Origin of the sequence: Streptomyces sp. NPDC052225 (assembly GCF_040679615.1) — a bacterium.
Lineage (GTDB): Bacteria > Actinomycetota > Actinomycetes > Streptomycetales > Streptomycetaceae > Streptomyces.
In genome coordinates this window covers 222,686-236,416 of record NZ_JBFAVD010000006.1, presented here as the reverse complement: position 1 = coordinate 236,416, position 13,731 = coordinate 222,686, and the positions used below count along the sequence as shown (strand labels likewise).

11 protein-coding genes are annotated in these 13,731 nt (G+C 71.7%); 4 read left to right on the top strand and 7 right to left on the bottom strand.

The features are described 5' to 3' along the window. Window positions 1–25: 25 nt before the first annotated feature. From trpS to AB0L37_RS12175, 3 genes are all read right to left on the bottom strand, one after another. Window positions 26–1,093 carry a tryptophan--tRNA ligase gene (gene trpS / locus AB0L37_RS12185; RefSeq protein WP_365503339.1) on the bottom strand — a complete coding sequence of 356 codons (1,068 nt, stop codon included), beginning with the start codon at window positions 1,091–1,093 and terminating at the stop codon, window positions 26–28. A gap of 192 nt (window positions 1,094–1,285) precedes the next feature. Then, a complete protein-coding gene (locus tag AB0L37_RS12180) occupies window positions 1,286–2,509 on the bottom strand; it encodes a cytochrome P450 (protein WP_365503336.1) in 1,224 nt (407 codons plus the stop codon). Between the two features lie 129 nt (window positions 2,510–2,638). Further along, window positions 2,639–3,679, bottom strand: coding sequence for an NAD(P)-dependent alcohol dehydrogenase (locus tag AB0L37_RS12175; RefSeq protein WP_365503333.1), 1,041 nt, complete (start codon window positions 3,677–3,679; stop codon window positions 2,639–2,641). Window positions 3,680–3,952: 273 nt separating this feature from the next. On the opposite strand from AB0L37_RS12175, the gene AB0L37_RS12170 reads away from it, so the two are divergent. Continuing rightward, window positions 3,953–4,945 carry a Dyp-type peroxidase gene (locus AB0L37_RS12170; protein ID WP_365503330.1) on the top strand — a complete coding sequence of 331 codons (993 nt, stop codon included), beginning with the start codon at window positions 3,953–3,955 and terminating at the stop codon, window positions 4,943–4,945. Between the two features lie 5 nt (window positions 4,946–4,950). Further along, complete coding sequence (locus AB0L37_RS12165) at window positions 4,951–5,775, top strand: family 1 encapsulin nanocompartment shell protein (RefSeq protein WP_365503327.1); 825 nt, start codon at window positions 4,951–4,953, stop codon at window positions 5,773–5,775. Window positions 5,776–5,796: 21 nt separating this feature from the next. Here AB0L37_RS12165 and AB0L37_RS12160 read toward each other — a convergent pair whose 3' ends face one another. Together AB0L37_RS12160 and AB0L37_RS12155 are read right to left on the bottom strand one after the other, a co-directional pair. Continuing rightward, entirely contained in the window at window positions 5,797–6,669 is an 873-nt protein-coding gene (locus AB0L37_RS12160; protein WP_365503324.1) for a universal stress protein, read from the bottom strand. Between the two features lie 51 nt (window positions 6,670–6,720). Beyond that, entirely contained in the window at window positions 6,721–8,004 is a 1,284-nt protein-coding gene (locus AB0L37_RS12155; RefSeq protein ID WP_365503321.1) for a hypothetical protein, read from the bottom strand. Window positions 8,005–8,263: 259 nt separating this feature from the next. Between AB0L37_RS12155 and AB0L37_RS12150 the strand changes: the two genes are divergently transcribed. Beyond that, window positions 8,264–10,678: a GH92 family glycosyl hydrolase gene (locus AB0L37_RS12150; protein WP_365503318.1), complete on the top strand. Its 2,415-nt coding sequence runs from the start codon at window positions 8,264–8,266 to the stop codon at window positions 10,676–10,678. 18 nt (window positions 10,679–10,696) lie between these two features. Here the strand turns inward: AB0L37_RS12150 and AB0L37_RS12145 are convergent, their stop codons facing one another. After that, a complete protein-coding gene (locus AB0L37_RS12145) occupies window positions 10,697–12,127 on the bottom strand; it encodes an FAD-linked oxidase C-terminal domain-containing protein (RefSeq protein ID WP_365503315.1) in 1,431 nt (476 codons plus the stop codon). Between the two features lie 99 nt (window positions 12,128–12,226). Here AB0L37_RS12145 and AB0L37_RS12140 point away from each other — a divergent pair, with 99 nt between their 5' ends. Then, complete coding sequence (locus AB0L37_RS12140; protein WP_365503312.1) at window positions 12,227–13,099, top strand: SigB/SigF/SigG family RNA polymerase sigma factor; 873 nt, start codon at window positions 12,227–12,229, stop codon at window positions 13,097–13,099. A gap of 27 nt (window positions 13,100–13,126) precedes the next feature. Here the strand turns inward: AB0L37_RS12140 and AB0L37_RS12135 are convergent, their stop codons facing one another. Further along, window positions 13,127–13,588: an ATP-binding protein gene (locus AB0L37_RS12135; protein ID WP_365503309.1), complete on the bottom strand. Its 462-nt coding sequence runs from the start codon at window positions 13,586–13,588 to the stop codon at window positions 13,127–13,129. Window positions 13,589–13,731 lie beyond the last annotated feature (143 nt).

Sequence of the window (13,731 nt, the reverse complement as noted above, 5' to 3'; positions counted from 1 at the left end):
CCTGGAGCGGTGCCCGGCGGGCTCTTCAGTAGTCGGTGTTCATGGCGGTGCGGACGTCCTGGAGGGTGGCCTCGGCGAGGGCGTTCGCCCGCTCGTTGCCCGCGCGCAGGACGTCCCTGACGACCTGGCGGTCCCGCTCGAAGGCGGCGCGGCGGGCCCGGATCGGCGCGAGATACGTGTTGACGGCTTCGGTGACGCGCTTCTTGAGGGCGGCGCCGCCCCCGTCGCCGGTCTCCTCGGCGACGGTGTGCGGGTCGGTGCCCTCGCAGAGCGCCGCCAGCAGCACGAGCGAGGAGACTTCGGGGCGGCCGGCCGGGTCGTAGGTGATGCGGCGTTCGGCGTCGGTCTTCGCGCCACGGATCAGGCGCGCGGTGTCGTCGGCGGTGGCGGACAGGGCGATGGAGTTGCCGCGACTCTTGCTCATCTTGGTGCCGTCGGTGCCGAGCAGCAGCGGCGCCTGCGACAGCAGCGCTTCTGGCTGCGGGAAGACCGACGTGCCGTGCCCGTAGCGGTCGTTGAAGCGGCGCGCGACGGTGCGGGTGATCTCCAGGTGCGGCAGCTGGTCCTGGCCGACGGGGACCAGGTTGGCCTGGACGGAGAGGATGTCGGCGGCCTGGTGGACCGGGTAGGTGAGCATCAGCCCGCTGACCGCGGCCTGGCGGGAGTGGGCGATCTCGTCCTTCACCGTGGGGTTGCGGTTGAGTTCGGCGACGGAGACCAGGCTGAGGAACGGCAGCAGCAGCTGGTTGAGCGCGGGTACGGCGCTGTGCGTGAAGACCGTGGACCGCTGCGGGTCGATGCCGATGGCCAGGTAGTCGAGGACGAGCTCTTCGACGTACTCCTTGAGGTTCTCGGCGACGTCGCGGTCGGTGAGCACCTGGTAGTCGGGGATGAGGACGAACGTCTCGACGCCGAGGTCCTGGAGTCTGACGCGGTTGTGCAGGGTGCCGAAGTAGTGGCCGAGATGGAGTCGTCCGGTGGGGCGGTCGCCGGTGAGCACCCGGAACTGTCCGGGGTCCTTGCGGATCAGCTGCTCCAGTTCGGCGCTGCGGGCCTGCGCGGCGGTGGTGCCGAGGGTGTCGGTGCTGTTCATGGTCTCTCCCGAGGGTCACGGGCGTCCTCGGGACGGCGTGGCTTCCGCGGGAAGGAGCGGGGAAACACGAAGGGCCGTCCGGGGACGGCCCTTGTACGTGCATGAGTGGTGGCCGCCTCTAAGTGAGGCGCCACCAGCTCAGACACGAAGAACGATGCATAAGGGGATCGTACACCTGCGCGCGGCGGCCCGTCAGGGGGCGACCGGGGTGAAACGCACCGGCAGGGACTGCGGTCCGCGGGTGAACACGCCCTGCTCGACGGGGTCGAAGCCGTCGGCGAGCCGCAGGTCGGGCATCGCGTCCAGGAGCTGGTTCACACCGGTCTCCACCTCGGCCTTGGCGAGCAGCGCGCCGACGCAGAAGTGCCGGCCGAGCGCGAAGGCGAGGTGGTCGGCGGCGGCCGAGAACGCCGTCGTGGTGGTGAGGTCGTCGCGGAAGAGGTCGAAGCGGTCGGGGTCCTTGTAGCGCTGCTCGTCGCGGTTGGCGGAGCCGATGAGGCAGGTGACGGTCGCCCCGGCCGGGATGGTGCCGCCGCTGACCTCCACGTCGACCGCGGACTGGCGCATGATCATGTGGACGGGCGGCGTGAAGCGCAGCGTCTCGGCGAAGGCCCGCGGAATCAGCGAGCGGTCCTCGCGGACGGCCGCCAACTGCTCCGGGTTCGTCAGGAGGTTGGCGAAGATGCTGGCGATGGCCTTGTCGGTGGTCTCGCCGCCGGCCGCGAGGAGCAGGCTGCAGAACGCCTTGATGTCCTCGTCGCTCATCCGCACGCCGTCGACCTCGGCGGCGCACAGGGTGGAGAGCAGGTCGTCGCCGAGGTTCTCGCGGCGGGCCTGGATGATCGGGATCATGTATTCGGCGAACTCGACGCGGGTGCGCTCCCCCGCTGCGGCGACCTCGGGGTCCCCGGCCAGGTTGCCGAGGAACGCGATGACGGCGGTGTACCAGCCGTGGAAGCGGGCGTGGTCGGCCTTGTCGAGGCCGAGCATGTCGGCGATGACGTTGACCGGGAAGCGGGTGGCGTAGTCGCGGACCAGGTCGGCGGACCCGGTCGTGCGGAACTGGTCTATCAGCTCACGGGAGTTGGCCTCGATGACGGGCAGGAACTTCGACTGGAGGTCGCTGCCGCGGAAGGCCGGTGCGACGAGCGCGCGGCGCACGGCGTGCTCCCTGCCGCTGAGTTGCAGGATCGTCTTGCCGTGCACCGGCTCGATCTGCCAGTCGTAGTTGTCGGTGGTGAACTGCGCTTCCTTGTCCTTGAAGACGCGTTCCACATCGGCGTAGCGCGAGATGATCCAACTCTGCGTCGCCTCGTGCCAGATGAGGGGCGCGGACTCCCGCATCGCACGGTAGGCGGGGTACGGGTTCGCGGCGAACTCCGGCGAAAGGATGTCGGGTGCCTGCGCGGTGGACATGGAACTCCCTGGATACGGCGGACGGGCGGTCCGCCTCAGGCTATGCACCGCCCGTCGTACGGAACAGGCCACTCCGCGCCGTCAGTTGAGCGCTGCACCAATTCCGTGGCCGAAAACCACCTCTGTGAATCAGCCGTTGGGGAGGATCACCGCGCGGCCGTTGATCTTGCCGTCGTGCAGTCGCTCGTACGCCTTGGGGGCGTCGTCGAGCGAGTACGTCTCGGTGTGCACGGAGACGGCGCCCGCCCGGGCGAGGTCGAGGACCTCGATGAGCTCGCCGCGGCTGCCCCAGTACGGCGCGGTGACGCTGACCTCGAAGGCGGTCCTGCCGAATCCCACGGGCAGCGAGCCGCCGCCGATGCCGACGATCGTGACATCGCCCTCCACCGCGGCGACGGCGCCCGCGGTCTCGACGGTGGGCTGGACGCCGACGAAGTCGAAGACGGCCTCGGCGCCGCGTCCGCCGGTCAGTTCGCGGACCTTCGCGGCGGCCTCGGCGTCGGAGAGGATCGCCTCGTGGGCGCCGACGGTGCGGGCCAGGGCGAGCTTGTCCTCGGTGACGTCGAGGGCCACGACGCGCGCCGCGGTCATGGCGCGAAGCAACTGGATGGCCACGTGGCCGAGGCCGCCGGTGCCGATGACGACGGCGGTCGAGCCGGGCACCAGCTTGGGCAGCGAGCGCTTGATCGCGTGGTACGGGGTGAGGCCCGCGTCGGTGAGCGGTACGGCGGCGACGGGGTCGAGGCCGTCGATCGGGACGAGGTGGCGCGGGTCGTCGACGATCATGTACTCGGCCATCGAGCCGGGCGCGCCCAGTCCGGGCGGGAAGATGCCGAGCTCACCGGCGCGCAGGCAGTAGTTCTCCTTGCCCTGCGCGCAGTTGGCGCAGGTACCGCAGCCCCAGGGGCCGTACACGGCGACCGGGTCGCCCTCCTTGAGACCGCGCACGCCGGCGCCGAGCGCGGCGACCGTGCCGACGCCCTCGTGGCCGAGGGTGAGCGGGAGCTCGTAGGGGAATCCTTCCGCGGGCCAGCTCATCACGGCGATGTCGGAGTGACAGACACCGGCGGCGGTGACCTTCAGCAGGACCTGGCCGGGGCCGGGCTCCGGATCGGGGACGGTGACGACCTCGGGTGCTGCTCCGACGGTCCGGTACTGAAGCGCCTTCATGGCTCGACTCCTTCGTCGCTCTTCGTTCCCCCGCTCCCCCACCGTAACTCTTTTGCGTCCCAATGAGACACGTGTCCCCATGGGACATGCATCACGACACAAAGAAGGCCCCGACCGTACGGGGGAGAACGGTCGAGGCCTTCATCTCATAGTTTAACAGCGAACCAACCATGCTCCGCACCAGAACCCTCGGCCGCCCCGCATGCCGCGCTCCGCGGCTGCCCATATCGTGACAAAGGCCATCAATCGCCGCCCTCCGCGACGGGAGCACTCGTGGTCGAGCCGCAGTCCGTACTCACCCCGCCCGCGAAGGCCGCGGTCTTTCTCGTGGTCACCGTCGCGCCGGGCGGTGAGAGCGCCGTGCGGGACACGCTGGAGGAGCTGTCCGCGCTGCGGCGTTCCGTCGCCTTCCGCTCCCCCGACGACGGGCTGACGTGCGTCGCCGGGATCGGCTCGACCGCGTGGGACCGCCTCTTCGCCGGCCCCAGGCCGCGCGCACTGCACCCCTTCCAGGCGCTCGCCGGGCCCCGGCACCTGGCCCCGGCCACCCCCGGCGACCTCCTCTTCCACCTGCGGGCCCGCCGCATGGACCTCTGCTTCGAGCTGGCCCGGCTGATCATGGACCGGCTCGGCGGGGCCGTCACCGTCGTGGACGAGGTGCACGGCTTCAAGTACTTCGACGAACGCGACCTGCTCGGCTTCGTCGACGGCAGCGAGAACCCCGAGGGCCGGGCGGCCGCGGACGCCGTGTACGTGGGCGACGAGGACCCCGACTTCCGCGGCTCCAGCTATGTGATCGTGCAGAAGTACCTGCACGACATGGCCGCCTGGGAGGCGCTGACCAGCGACGAGCAGGAGCGGGTCATCGGGCGCACGAAGACCGCGAACGTCGAGCTGCCCGACGACGTGCAGCCCGCGAACTCGCACGTCGCGCTGAACACGATCGTCGACGAGGACGGTACCGAGCGGCAGATCCTGCGCGAGAACATGCCGTTCGGCAGCCTCGGGCGCGGCGAGTTCGGCACGTACTTCATCGGCTACGCGCGCACCCCGGACGTCACCGAACGGATGCTGCGCAACATGTTCCTCGGCGATCCGCCCGGCAACCACGACCGCATCCTCGACTTCTCCACGGCGGTCACGGGATCCCTCTTCCACGTGCCGAGCGCCGACTTCCTCGACGACCTGCCCGACCCCGCACCGGCCGGCGCCGCCGCCGTCATCGGCGGCGGCTCGCTGGGCATCGGCAGCCTCAAAGGAGCCTGAGCACCATGAGCATCGCCCCGAACCCCACGCCGAGCACCAACCTGCACCGCGAACTCGCGCCGATCACGCCCGCGGCCTGGGCCGAGATCGAGGAGGAGGCGTCCCGCACGTTCCAGCGCCATGTCGCCGGCCGCCGCGTCGTCGACGTCACCGGGCCCGACGGGCCCGAACTCGCGGCTGTCGGCACCGGCCACCTCGCGGACATCACACCGCCCGCGCCCGGCGTCTCGGCGCGCCTGCGCGGCGTGCACCCGCTGGTGGAGCTGCGGGTGCCGTTCACGGTGAGCCGGGACGCGGTCGACGACGTGGAGCGCGGCGCCCGGGACTCGGACTGGCAGCCGGTCAAGGACGCGGCCCGGGCCATGGCGTTCGCCGAGGACCAGGCGATCTTCGACGGGTACGCGGCGGCGGGCATCGACGGCCTGCGCGAGCGGACGTCGAACCCGGTCCTGAGCCTGCCGGCCGAGCCCCGCGACTACCCCGACACCATCAGCCGCGCCCTGACCGCCCTGCGGCTCGCCGGGGTCGACGGCCCGTACGCGCTGCTGCTCGGCGCGGACGCGTACACAGCGGTCAGCGAGACCTCCGACCACGGCTACCCGATCGCGAACCACCTCGCGCGGATCCTGGACGGCGAGCTGATCTGGGCACCCGCCCTCAACGGCGCGTTCGTCCTGTCCACCCGCGGCGGCGACTTCGAGCTGCGCCTGGGCCAGGACCTGGCGATCGGCTACACGGCGCACGACGCGAGCGGCATCGAGCTGTACTTCCACCAGACCCTGACGTTCCTGCCGTACACGGACGAAGCCGTGGTCGCCCTGCGCGCCTGAGCGGACCTGGGCGGATACGGCTCAGGTGTGCGGGATCACCGCGACCGGGCACGGCGCGTGGTGCAGCACCGCGTGGGCGACGGAGCCGATGCGGGCGCCGACGGCGGTGCGCCGGGCCCGGCGGCCGACGACCAGGAGCTGGGCCTGCGGCGCCACGGAGAGCAGGACCTGGCCCGCGCTGCCGATCTCGACGTGCTCGGTGACGGGCACGTCGGGGAACCGCTCGCGCAGCGGGGCGAGGGCGGCGGCCAGCGCCTTCTTCTCGTACGGCTCCAAGCCGCCCGCCTCGTCGAGGAGTTCGAGCGAGGCGGGGCTGTAGGCGAACACCGGCGGCAGGCTCCACGCGCGCACCGCCCGTACGGTCGCGCCGCGCGCCGCCGCGGTGCGGAACGCGAACTCCAGGGCGGCGGCGCTGTCCTCGGCATCGCCCTCCTGCCCGACGACGACGTCACGCCCGGCCGCCTCGGCGGTCGCCTCGTCCCCCGAGCGGACCAGGACGACGGGCCGCTCGGTGGCGGCGATGACCTGCTGCCCGACCGAACCGAGCAGGAAGCCGACGATCGGCCCGTGGCCGCGCGAGCCGAGGGCGAGCAGTTCCGCGTCGGCGGCGACGGCGGTCAGGGTCCGGGCCGCGCCGTCGTCGAGGACGTCGGTGGTGACCGCGAGCCCCGGGTGCCGGTCGGCGATCTCCTGCTCGGTCTCCGCCAGCAGATCGTTCGCCCACTGGGTCCTCGCGGACTCGTCGGCGGCGAGCGCAAGGGCCTCGGGGGCGGGCTCCCCGACGTGCACGAGGCGCAGCGGCAGATCGCGCCGCACCGCCTCGCGCGCCGCCCACGCGGCCGCGGCCGCGCTCTCGGGTGATCCGTCCACTCCCGCGGTGATGGGCCGGGTCATGGGACTGCCTCCTCATACGTGCGCCGAATGGGTCCGTCCGTCGATCTTGCCCTACTTCGCCGGACGCGCGCCGCCGGACGTCGCAGGCCGCTCGGGCCGCAGGAAGGAGGACCAGCCTCCCGGGGGCCGCTCCCCCACCTCCAGTCCGCGCAGCTTGGCCAGGATCGCGGGGTCCTGGACGTCAAGCCAGTCGACGAACTGCCGGAAGGAGACCAGGCGGACGTCCGGCTTGTCGGCGATCCGCTTGAGGGTCTCCTCGACGGCGTCCATGTAGATGCCGCCGTTCCACTCCTCGAAGTGGTTGCCGATGAAGAACGGGGCCCGGTTCGTCTCGTACGCGCGCCGGAAGCCCTCCAGATACGCCTGCGTGGCCTGGCGGCGCCAGCCCGGGTAGTTGTACGACGGCGCCCGCGTGGAGTTCTTCGACTGGTTGGCGAGGATGTTGTAGTCCATCGACAGGACCTCGAAGCGGTGGCCGGGGAACGGGATGCCCTGGAGCGGCAGGTCCCACACGCCCTGCTTCTTGTCCGGCCAGCGTTGCAGACCGCCGGGCGAGGATGCGTCGTAGCGCCACCCCAGTTCACGCGCGACGGGCAGCAGGTTCTCCTGGCCGAGCAGGCACGGGGTGCGGCCGCCGATGAGTTCCTTGTCGTAGTCGAAGGGCAGCGACGGGTGGTCGTGCCACCCGGTGTTGCTGCGCCAGGACGTGACGAAGGAACGGGCCTGCTCGATCTCGCTGCGCCAGTGCCGTGCGCTCCAGTTCGCGACCGATCCCGGGCCGCCGCAGAAGTGGCCGTTGAAGTGGGTGCCGATCTCGTGGCCGTCCATCCACGCGTCGTGGACGCAGGTCAGCGTCTGCTTGACGTGGGCGTCGGTGAGGTAGCCGATGTCCGAGGCGCCCACGGGGTTGTTCGGCGGGCGGTACAGGCGCTTCTTCGACTCGGGCAGCAGGTAGAGGCCGGAGAGGAAGAAGGTCATGTGGGCGTTGTGCTCACGGGCCAGTTCGAGGAAGCGCGGGAAGAGGCCGTTGCCGACCTCGCCCGCGCCGTCCCACGAGAAGATCACGAACTGCGGCGGCTGTTGGCCGGCTTCGAGCGGTACCGGCGCCGCGGGCTGGCGGGGCTGCTTCCCGGTGTACGAGGTCGAGCCGTCTCCGATCAGGCGGGGTGCCGCCTTCTTGCCGGGGGCGCCGCGCCGGTCCGGCCTGCGGTCGGGGCCCGCCGGGGGCCTGCCCTGTTCCTCGCCGCTTCCGCAGCCGGCGAGGGTCGCGGCCGCGGCTCCGAGTCCGACTCCGAGACCCAGGCGTGCCGCGCCTCTGCGGCTGATTGCACTCATGGACGTCCCAACCCGCGCCGTGCGCAGGCGCGTTGTGCGTCCCCCCTGTTCGACACTGACCACCGCACCGTAGGCCTGATAAACCGACAAATGGCTCATTTGGTGCGGCGTGCCGCGCAAAAGGGCCACCGGGAGCGGCCGGCTTCACCGGCCGTTCACCGCGGGTGTGCGCAAGGGCGTTCCCGGCGGCGGATCAACGACCTACGCTCGGCGGCGCCTTGACGTGATCCGTCCCGTCCACCGTGAAAGGTTCCGCGCCATGTTCGACGGCTTTCCCAGACCCGCGGCGCTGCTGCGCCGCACCGGAGCGCTCGCCCTGACGAGCGCGCTCGCACTGACCCTGCCGGGCCCCGTCGCCTCGGCCGCCGCGCCGCAGGAACGGCCGACCGCGTACGTCGACCCGCTCATCGGCTCGTCGAACGGCGGCAACACCTACCCGGGCGCCACCCGCCCGTACGGCATGATCGCCTGGTCGCCGACCAGCACGCGCGGCGACCAGACCAGCACCGGTGCCGCGAACGGGTACGAGTACAACACCACCCGGATCCGCGGACTGAGCCTCACGCACGTGAACGGCGCGGGCTGCAATCCGGGCGCCGCGGGCGACGTGCCGGTCATGCCGTTCGTCGGGGACGTCACCTCGTCGCCGTCGGCCGACACCAAGGACGCCGTCTACGCGTCGGACTTCTCGCACGCGAACGAGCGCGCCGTGCCCGGCCGCTACACCCTCGGCCTCGACTCGGGCGCGACGGCGGACCTGTCGGTGAGCCGGCGCGCGGGCGTCGCCGACTTCACGTTCCCCGCCGGCAAGCCCGCCTCGCTGCTCTTCCGCACCTCCAACTCCCTCAACGGGAGCGAGGACGCGCACGTCGAGATCGACCGGGCGCACCGCAAGGTCACCGGCTGGGTGCTGACCGGCGCGTTCTGCGGGCGGCGCGCCAACGGCGGCGTCAACAACCGCAAGAGCTACTACCGGCTGTACTTCAGCGCCTCGTTCGACCGGGCCTTCTCCTCCTACGGGACGTGGAAGGACGCGACCGTCTCGCCGGGCGCGACGCGCGGTGACGGCGGCGAGGGGTACGCGACCGGGGCCGACCGCGCGGGGCGCGGATCCGGTGGCTGGGTCGGCTTCGACACCGGTGCTGACAACGATGTCCACATGCGGCTCGGGATCTCGTACGTGTCCCTCGCGGGCGCCGAGACGAATCTGCGCGAGGAGATCGCGCCGCGGGCGAGCGTCGCCCAGGTGGCCGAGCAGGCCCGCGCCGACTGGGACCGCGAGCTGCGCTCGGTGCGTACGACGGGCGGCAGCGAGCAGCAGCGCACCGCGTTCACCACAGCGCTCTACCACGCGCTGATGCAGCCGAACATCATCAGCGACACCGACGGCCGCTACCCCGGCATGGACGGACGGCCGCACCGCGTGGAGCGGGGGCAGCGGGCGCAGTACAGCAACTTCTCGGGCTGGGACCAGTACCGCGCCCAGATCCAGTTGCTCGCGCTGCTCAAGCCGAAGGTCGCCGGGGACTTCGCGCAGTCGCTGTTCAACTTCGCGCGCCAGAACGACGGCGTGTGGGACCGCTGGGTGCACATCAACGGCGCGACCCATGTGATGACGGGTGACCCGTCGGCGGCCACGCTCGCGACGTTCTACGCGATGGGGGTACGGAACTTCGACTACGAGGGTGCCTTCGACTCGCTGGCCCGGCAGGCGACCGAGCCACGTGACGCGGGCCTGTCGGACGCGGGCTGCCCGGGCCAGTGCGAGGGCCAACGCCCCCATCTGGCGCAGTACTTGAGATCGCACTACGCGGCGCAGGACGTGTGCCACTGCTGGGGCGGCGCGGCCGAGACGCTGGAGGACTCGGTGGCGGACGCGGCGCTCGGCTCCTGGGCGAAGCTGCTCGGGCGCGATGAGCAGGCCGCGTACTTCGCCGACCGGGGCACCTGGTGGCGCAACGTCTTCAACCCGCAGACCGGTTACGTCCAGGCGCGCGACCTCGACCGGTCGTGGGTGACCCCCTTCGATCCGGGCAGTGACCGCGGTTTCGCGCAGGGCACGAGCGCCACGTACACCTGGATGGTGCCGCAGGACGTGCAGGGGCTCGCGGCCGCGATGGGTGGCAGGGACGTCGCGGCGACACGGCTCGACGGGTTCTTCCACAAGGCCGACGGCTCGTGGTCGGTGAGGGGCGGCGACGCGGTGCGCTACGACCCGACGAACGAGCCCGGCATTCACGCGCCGTGGCTCTACAACGCGCTCGGCCAGCCGTGGAAGACGCAGGCCACGGTGCGCGAGATCGTCGACTCCGTGTACGGGACCGGGCCCTCGGGCCTGCCCGGCAACGACGACCTCGGCACCATGTCGGCCTGGTACGTGTTCTCGGCGCTCGGCCTCTACCCGAAGGCGCCGGGCAGCGCCGATCTGCTGCTCGGGGCGCCGCTGTTCCCGCACGCGGTCGTGGACCGGCCGGGGCGCACCGACCTGGTGATCGACGCGCCCGCGGCCGATGCCACGCATCGTTACGTCGCCGGGGTCACCGTCGACGGGCGTGACCATCCGCGGTCGTGGACGGACGCGGGCTTCCTGCGCACCGGCGGCACACTCGCGTACCGGTTGACGGACCGGCCGGACACGGGCTGGGCGACCGATCCGACGGGCCTGCCCCGGTGACGTGCGGCCCGGGGAAGGTCAGTCCTCGCCGACGACCTTCCCCGGGTTGAACAGGTCCAGCGGATCGAGGGCCCGCTTGACGGCCTGCTGCAACGCGCAGACGGCGGGACCGAGTTCGCTGCGCATACCCGCCCGCTTGAGCAGGCCGACGCCGTGTTCGCCGGTGACAGTACCGCCCGCCGCGATCGCCGCCTGGAGCAGTTCCTCGAAGGCGGCCTGCGCGGCGACGCGGGCCGCCTCGTCGCCGGGTTCGGTGATCAGCAGGGGGTGCAGGTTGCCGTCCCCGGCGTGGGCGATGGTGGCGATACGCACGCCGTGCCTGCGGCCGGTCTTCTCGATGATGGCGAGCATCTCCGGCACGGCGGAGCGGGGGACGCAGAGGTCCTCGGTGAGGACGGGGCCGAGGCGTTCGAGCGCCGGGTAGGCGAGGCGTCGTACGTCGAAGAGCGCCTCGGCCTCGACGGCGTCGGTGGACTGCTCGGCCCACAGAGCGCCGGCCTCCTGGAAGGCGGTGGCGAGCGCGTCGGCCTCGGCGGCGCCCGCGTCGCCCGGAGCGTCGACGCGGGCCAGCAGCATCGCTTCGGCGGCCGGTTCGATGCCGAGGTGCTTCCAGTCCTCGACGGCCTGCATGCAGGCGCGGTCGAGGAGTTCGAGGGCGGCGGGCGCGAGGCCGCGGCGGGTGACGAGGGCGACGGCCCGGCCCGCGGCGGCGAGACTGTCGAACGCGCCGACGACCGTACGGGGTTCACCGGCCGGTGCGGGCCGCAGCTTGAGGGTGATCTCCGTGATGACGCCGAACGTGCCCTCGGACCCGACGAACAGGCTCGTGAGGTCGTAGCCGCTGACGCCCTTGGTGGTGCGCCGGCCGAGGCGGACGCGGGTGCCGTACTCCCCCGCGGGACCGCCCATGACGACTTCGAGGCCGAGGACGTAGTCGCGGGTGACGCCGTACTTGAGGCAGCACAGGCCGCCCGCGTTCGTCGCGACGTTGCCGCCGAGGGTGGACCAGGGGGCGCTCGCCGGGTCCGGCGGGTACCACAGGCCGTGTGCGGCGACGGCGGCCTTCAGGTCGTTGTTGACGACGCCGGGCTGGACGACCGCGATCAGGTTCTCGGTGTCGATCTCCAGGACGCGGTTCATCCGTGACACGTCGAGGACGACACAGCCGTCGACCGCGTTGGCGCCGCCGGACAGGCCGGTGCCCGCGCCGCGCGTGACGACCGGTATGCGCCGGGCCGCGCAGGCCCGCACCACCGACTGCACCTCCTCTGCGGAGCCGGCCCGCACCGCGGCGAGCGGCCGGCCCGCCGGCGCCCATTCGGCGTCGTCGTGTCCCAGCGACGCGAGGACGTCGGGGTCGGTGACGAGGGTGCTGCCCGGGAGCGCGGCGGCCAGTTCGCGCACCGTGTCTGCTGTGTCTGCCGTGTTGATGTCGTACCTCCTGAACATGCCTGCATGACCGGCGACTTCGCGGGTAATCGCCGGAGCACCATGATGGAACAGGGTGTTGCGCCGGTGCACGGCGCGGGAGGGACGGTGGACTCCACCATGAGCGGGACGGATGTCACTGCGGCCACGACCCGGACGACGACGGGAAGCACCACGCTTCACGGCCTTCCGGCGGACCCGGGAAGCATCGCACCGCGCGACGCGAGGGAGCTGTCCCGGCACTTCTTCCGGCGGCTCGCGGAACTGGAGGAGGGCACCGAGGAGTACCAGTACACCCGGAACACGCTGATCGAGATGAACATGTCGCTGGTGCGGTTCGCGGCGGGCCGCTTCAAGCACCGCGGCGACGACATGGAGGACATCGTCCAGGTCGGCATGATCGGCCTGATCAAGGCGATCGACCGGTTCGAGATCTCCCGCGAGGTCGAGTTCACGTCGTTCGTGCTGCCGTACATCACCGGCGAGATCAAGCGGTTCTTCCGCGACACGACGTGGGCGGTGCACGTGCCGCGCCGGCTGCAGGAGCTGCGGATCGAACTGGCCAGGGCGCGCGAGGAGTTGTGCAGCCGCCTGGACCGCGAGCCGACGACCGCCGAACTGGCCACGCTGATGGACCTGTCGGAGCCCGAGGTGGTGGAGGCCCAGCTGGCCTCGAACGGCTATACGTCGGCGTCGCTCGACGCCGCCCTGTCCGGTGACAACGGCGAGGACAGCGACTCGGTGCTCGCCGACTTCCTCGGCGTCGAGGACGAGGCCATGGAGCTGGTCGAGGACTTCCACACGCTCGCCCCGCTCGTCGCCGACCTGCCCGAGCGCGACCGGCGACTGCTGCACCTGCGGTTCGTGGAGGAGCTGACCCAGGCGGAGATCGGCGAACGGCTCGGCTACTCGCAGATGCATGTGTCGCGTCTGATCAAGCAACTGATCGGCCGGTTGAAGGCGGGGATGCTGGCCGAGGACGCGGCCGGCTGAGCGGGCGTTCGTGGCGCACGGCGGCGCTCACGCCGCGGGAAGCGTGAGCACCGCCCGTACCCGCTTGCCGACCGGAACCCGCTCGACGGTGATGTCCGCGAGCGCGTCGACGATCTCCAGGCCGTGCCCGCCGACGCGGGCCGGGTCGCGGGGGTGGCGCAGCGGCGCGGCGGCGCTGCTGTCGTAGACGACGACGGCGACCTGCCGGGGCGTCCCCTCCAGTTCCAGGACGTAGGGGCCGTGGCTGTGCCGGTCGGCGTTGGTGACCAGCTCGCTCACCACGAGGAGGACGTCACCCTCGGTCCTGCGGTCGACCGTGACGCACCACTCCTGCCTCAGCTGCGTCAGGAACGCCTCCGCGAACGCCCGCGCCTGCGCTATGCAGCCGGGTTCGCCGGAGTAGTGGGTCACGCGCCACAGCGACTCGACAGGAGTGTCGAAGCCCGAGGGGAGCACCGCCCCGACGGCCCCGTTCGCGTAATCGGTCATTCGTGTCTCTCTCACCTGCCCGGCCTCCGGTCGGGAGGCGCCGCAGCCATGCTGATACCCCGCCGCGCGCGGCCCAGTCCTCCCCGATGCGATGGGTGACCCCGGATCGGGCCTCTCGTTTGAAGGACCACACAGCGTCCCTT

Coding starts and splice junctions, on each gene's coding strand:
- AB0L37_RS12160 (WP_365503324.1), bottom strand. CDS start 6,669: ATGACCCGGCCCATCACCGCGGGAGTGGACGGATCACCCGAGAGCGCG.
- AB0L37_RS12180 (WP_365503336.1), bottom strand. CDS start 2,509: ATGTCCACCGCGCAGGCACCCGACATCCTTTCGCCGGAGTTCGCCGCG.
- AB0L37_RS12175 (WP_365503333.1), bottom strand. CDS start 3,679: ATGAAGGCGCTTCAGTACCGGACCGTCGGAGCAGCACCCGAGGTCGTC.
- trpS (WP_365503339.1), bottom strand. CDS start 1,093: ATGAACAGCACCGACACCCTCGGCACCACCGCCGCGCAGGCCCGCAGC.
- AB0L37_RS12165 (WP_365503327.1), top strand. CDS start 4,951: ATGAGCATCGCCCCGAACCCCACGCCGAGCACCAACCTGCACCGCGAA.
- AB0L37_RS12140 (WP_365503312.1), top strand. CDS start 12,227: ATGAGCGGGACGGATGTCACTGCGGCCACGACCCGGACGACGACGGGA.
- AB0L37_RS12155 (WP_365503321.1), bottom strand. CDS start 8,004: ATGAGTGCAATCAGCCGCAGAGGCGCGGCACGCCTGGGTCTCGGAGTC.
- AB0L37_RS12135 (WP_365503309.1), bottom strand. CDS start 13,588: ATGACCGATTACGCGAACGGGGCCGTCGGGGCGGTGCTCCCCTCGGGC.
- AB0L37_RS12150 (WP_365503318.1), top strand. CDS start 8,264: ATGTTCGACGGCTTTCCCAGACCCGCGGCGCTGCTGCGCCGCACCGGA.
- AB0L37_RS12145 (WP_365503315.1), bottom strand. CDS start 12,127: ATGTTCAGGAGGTACGACATCAACACGGCAGACACAGCAGACACGGTG.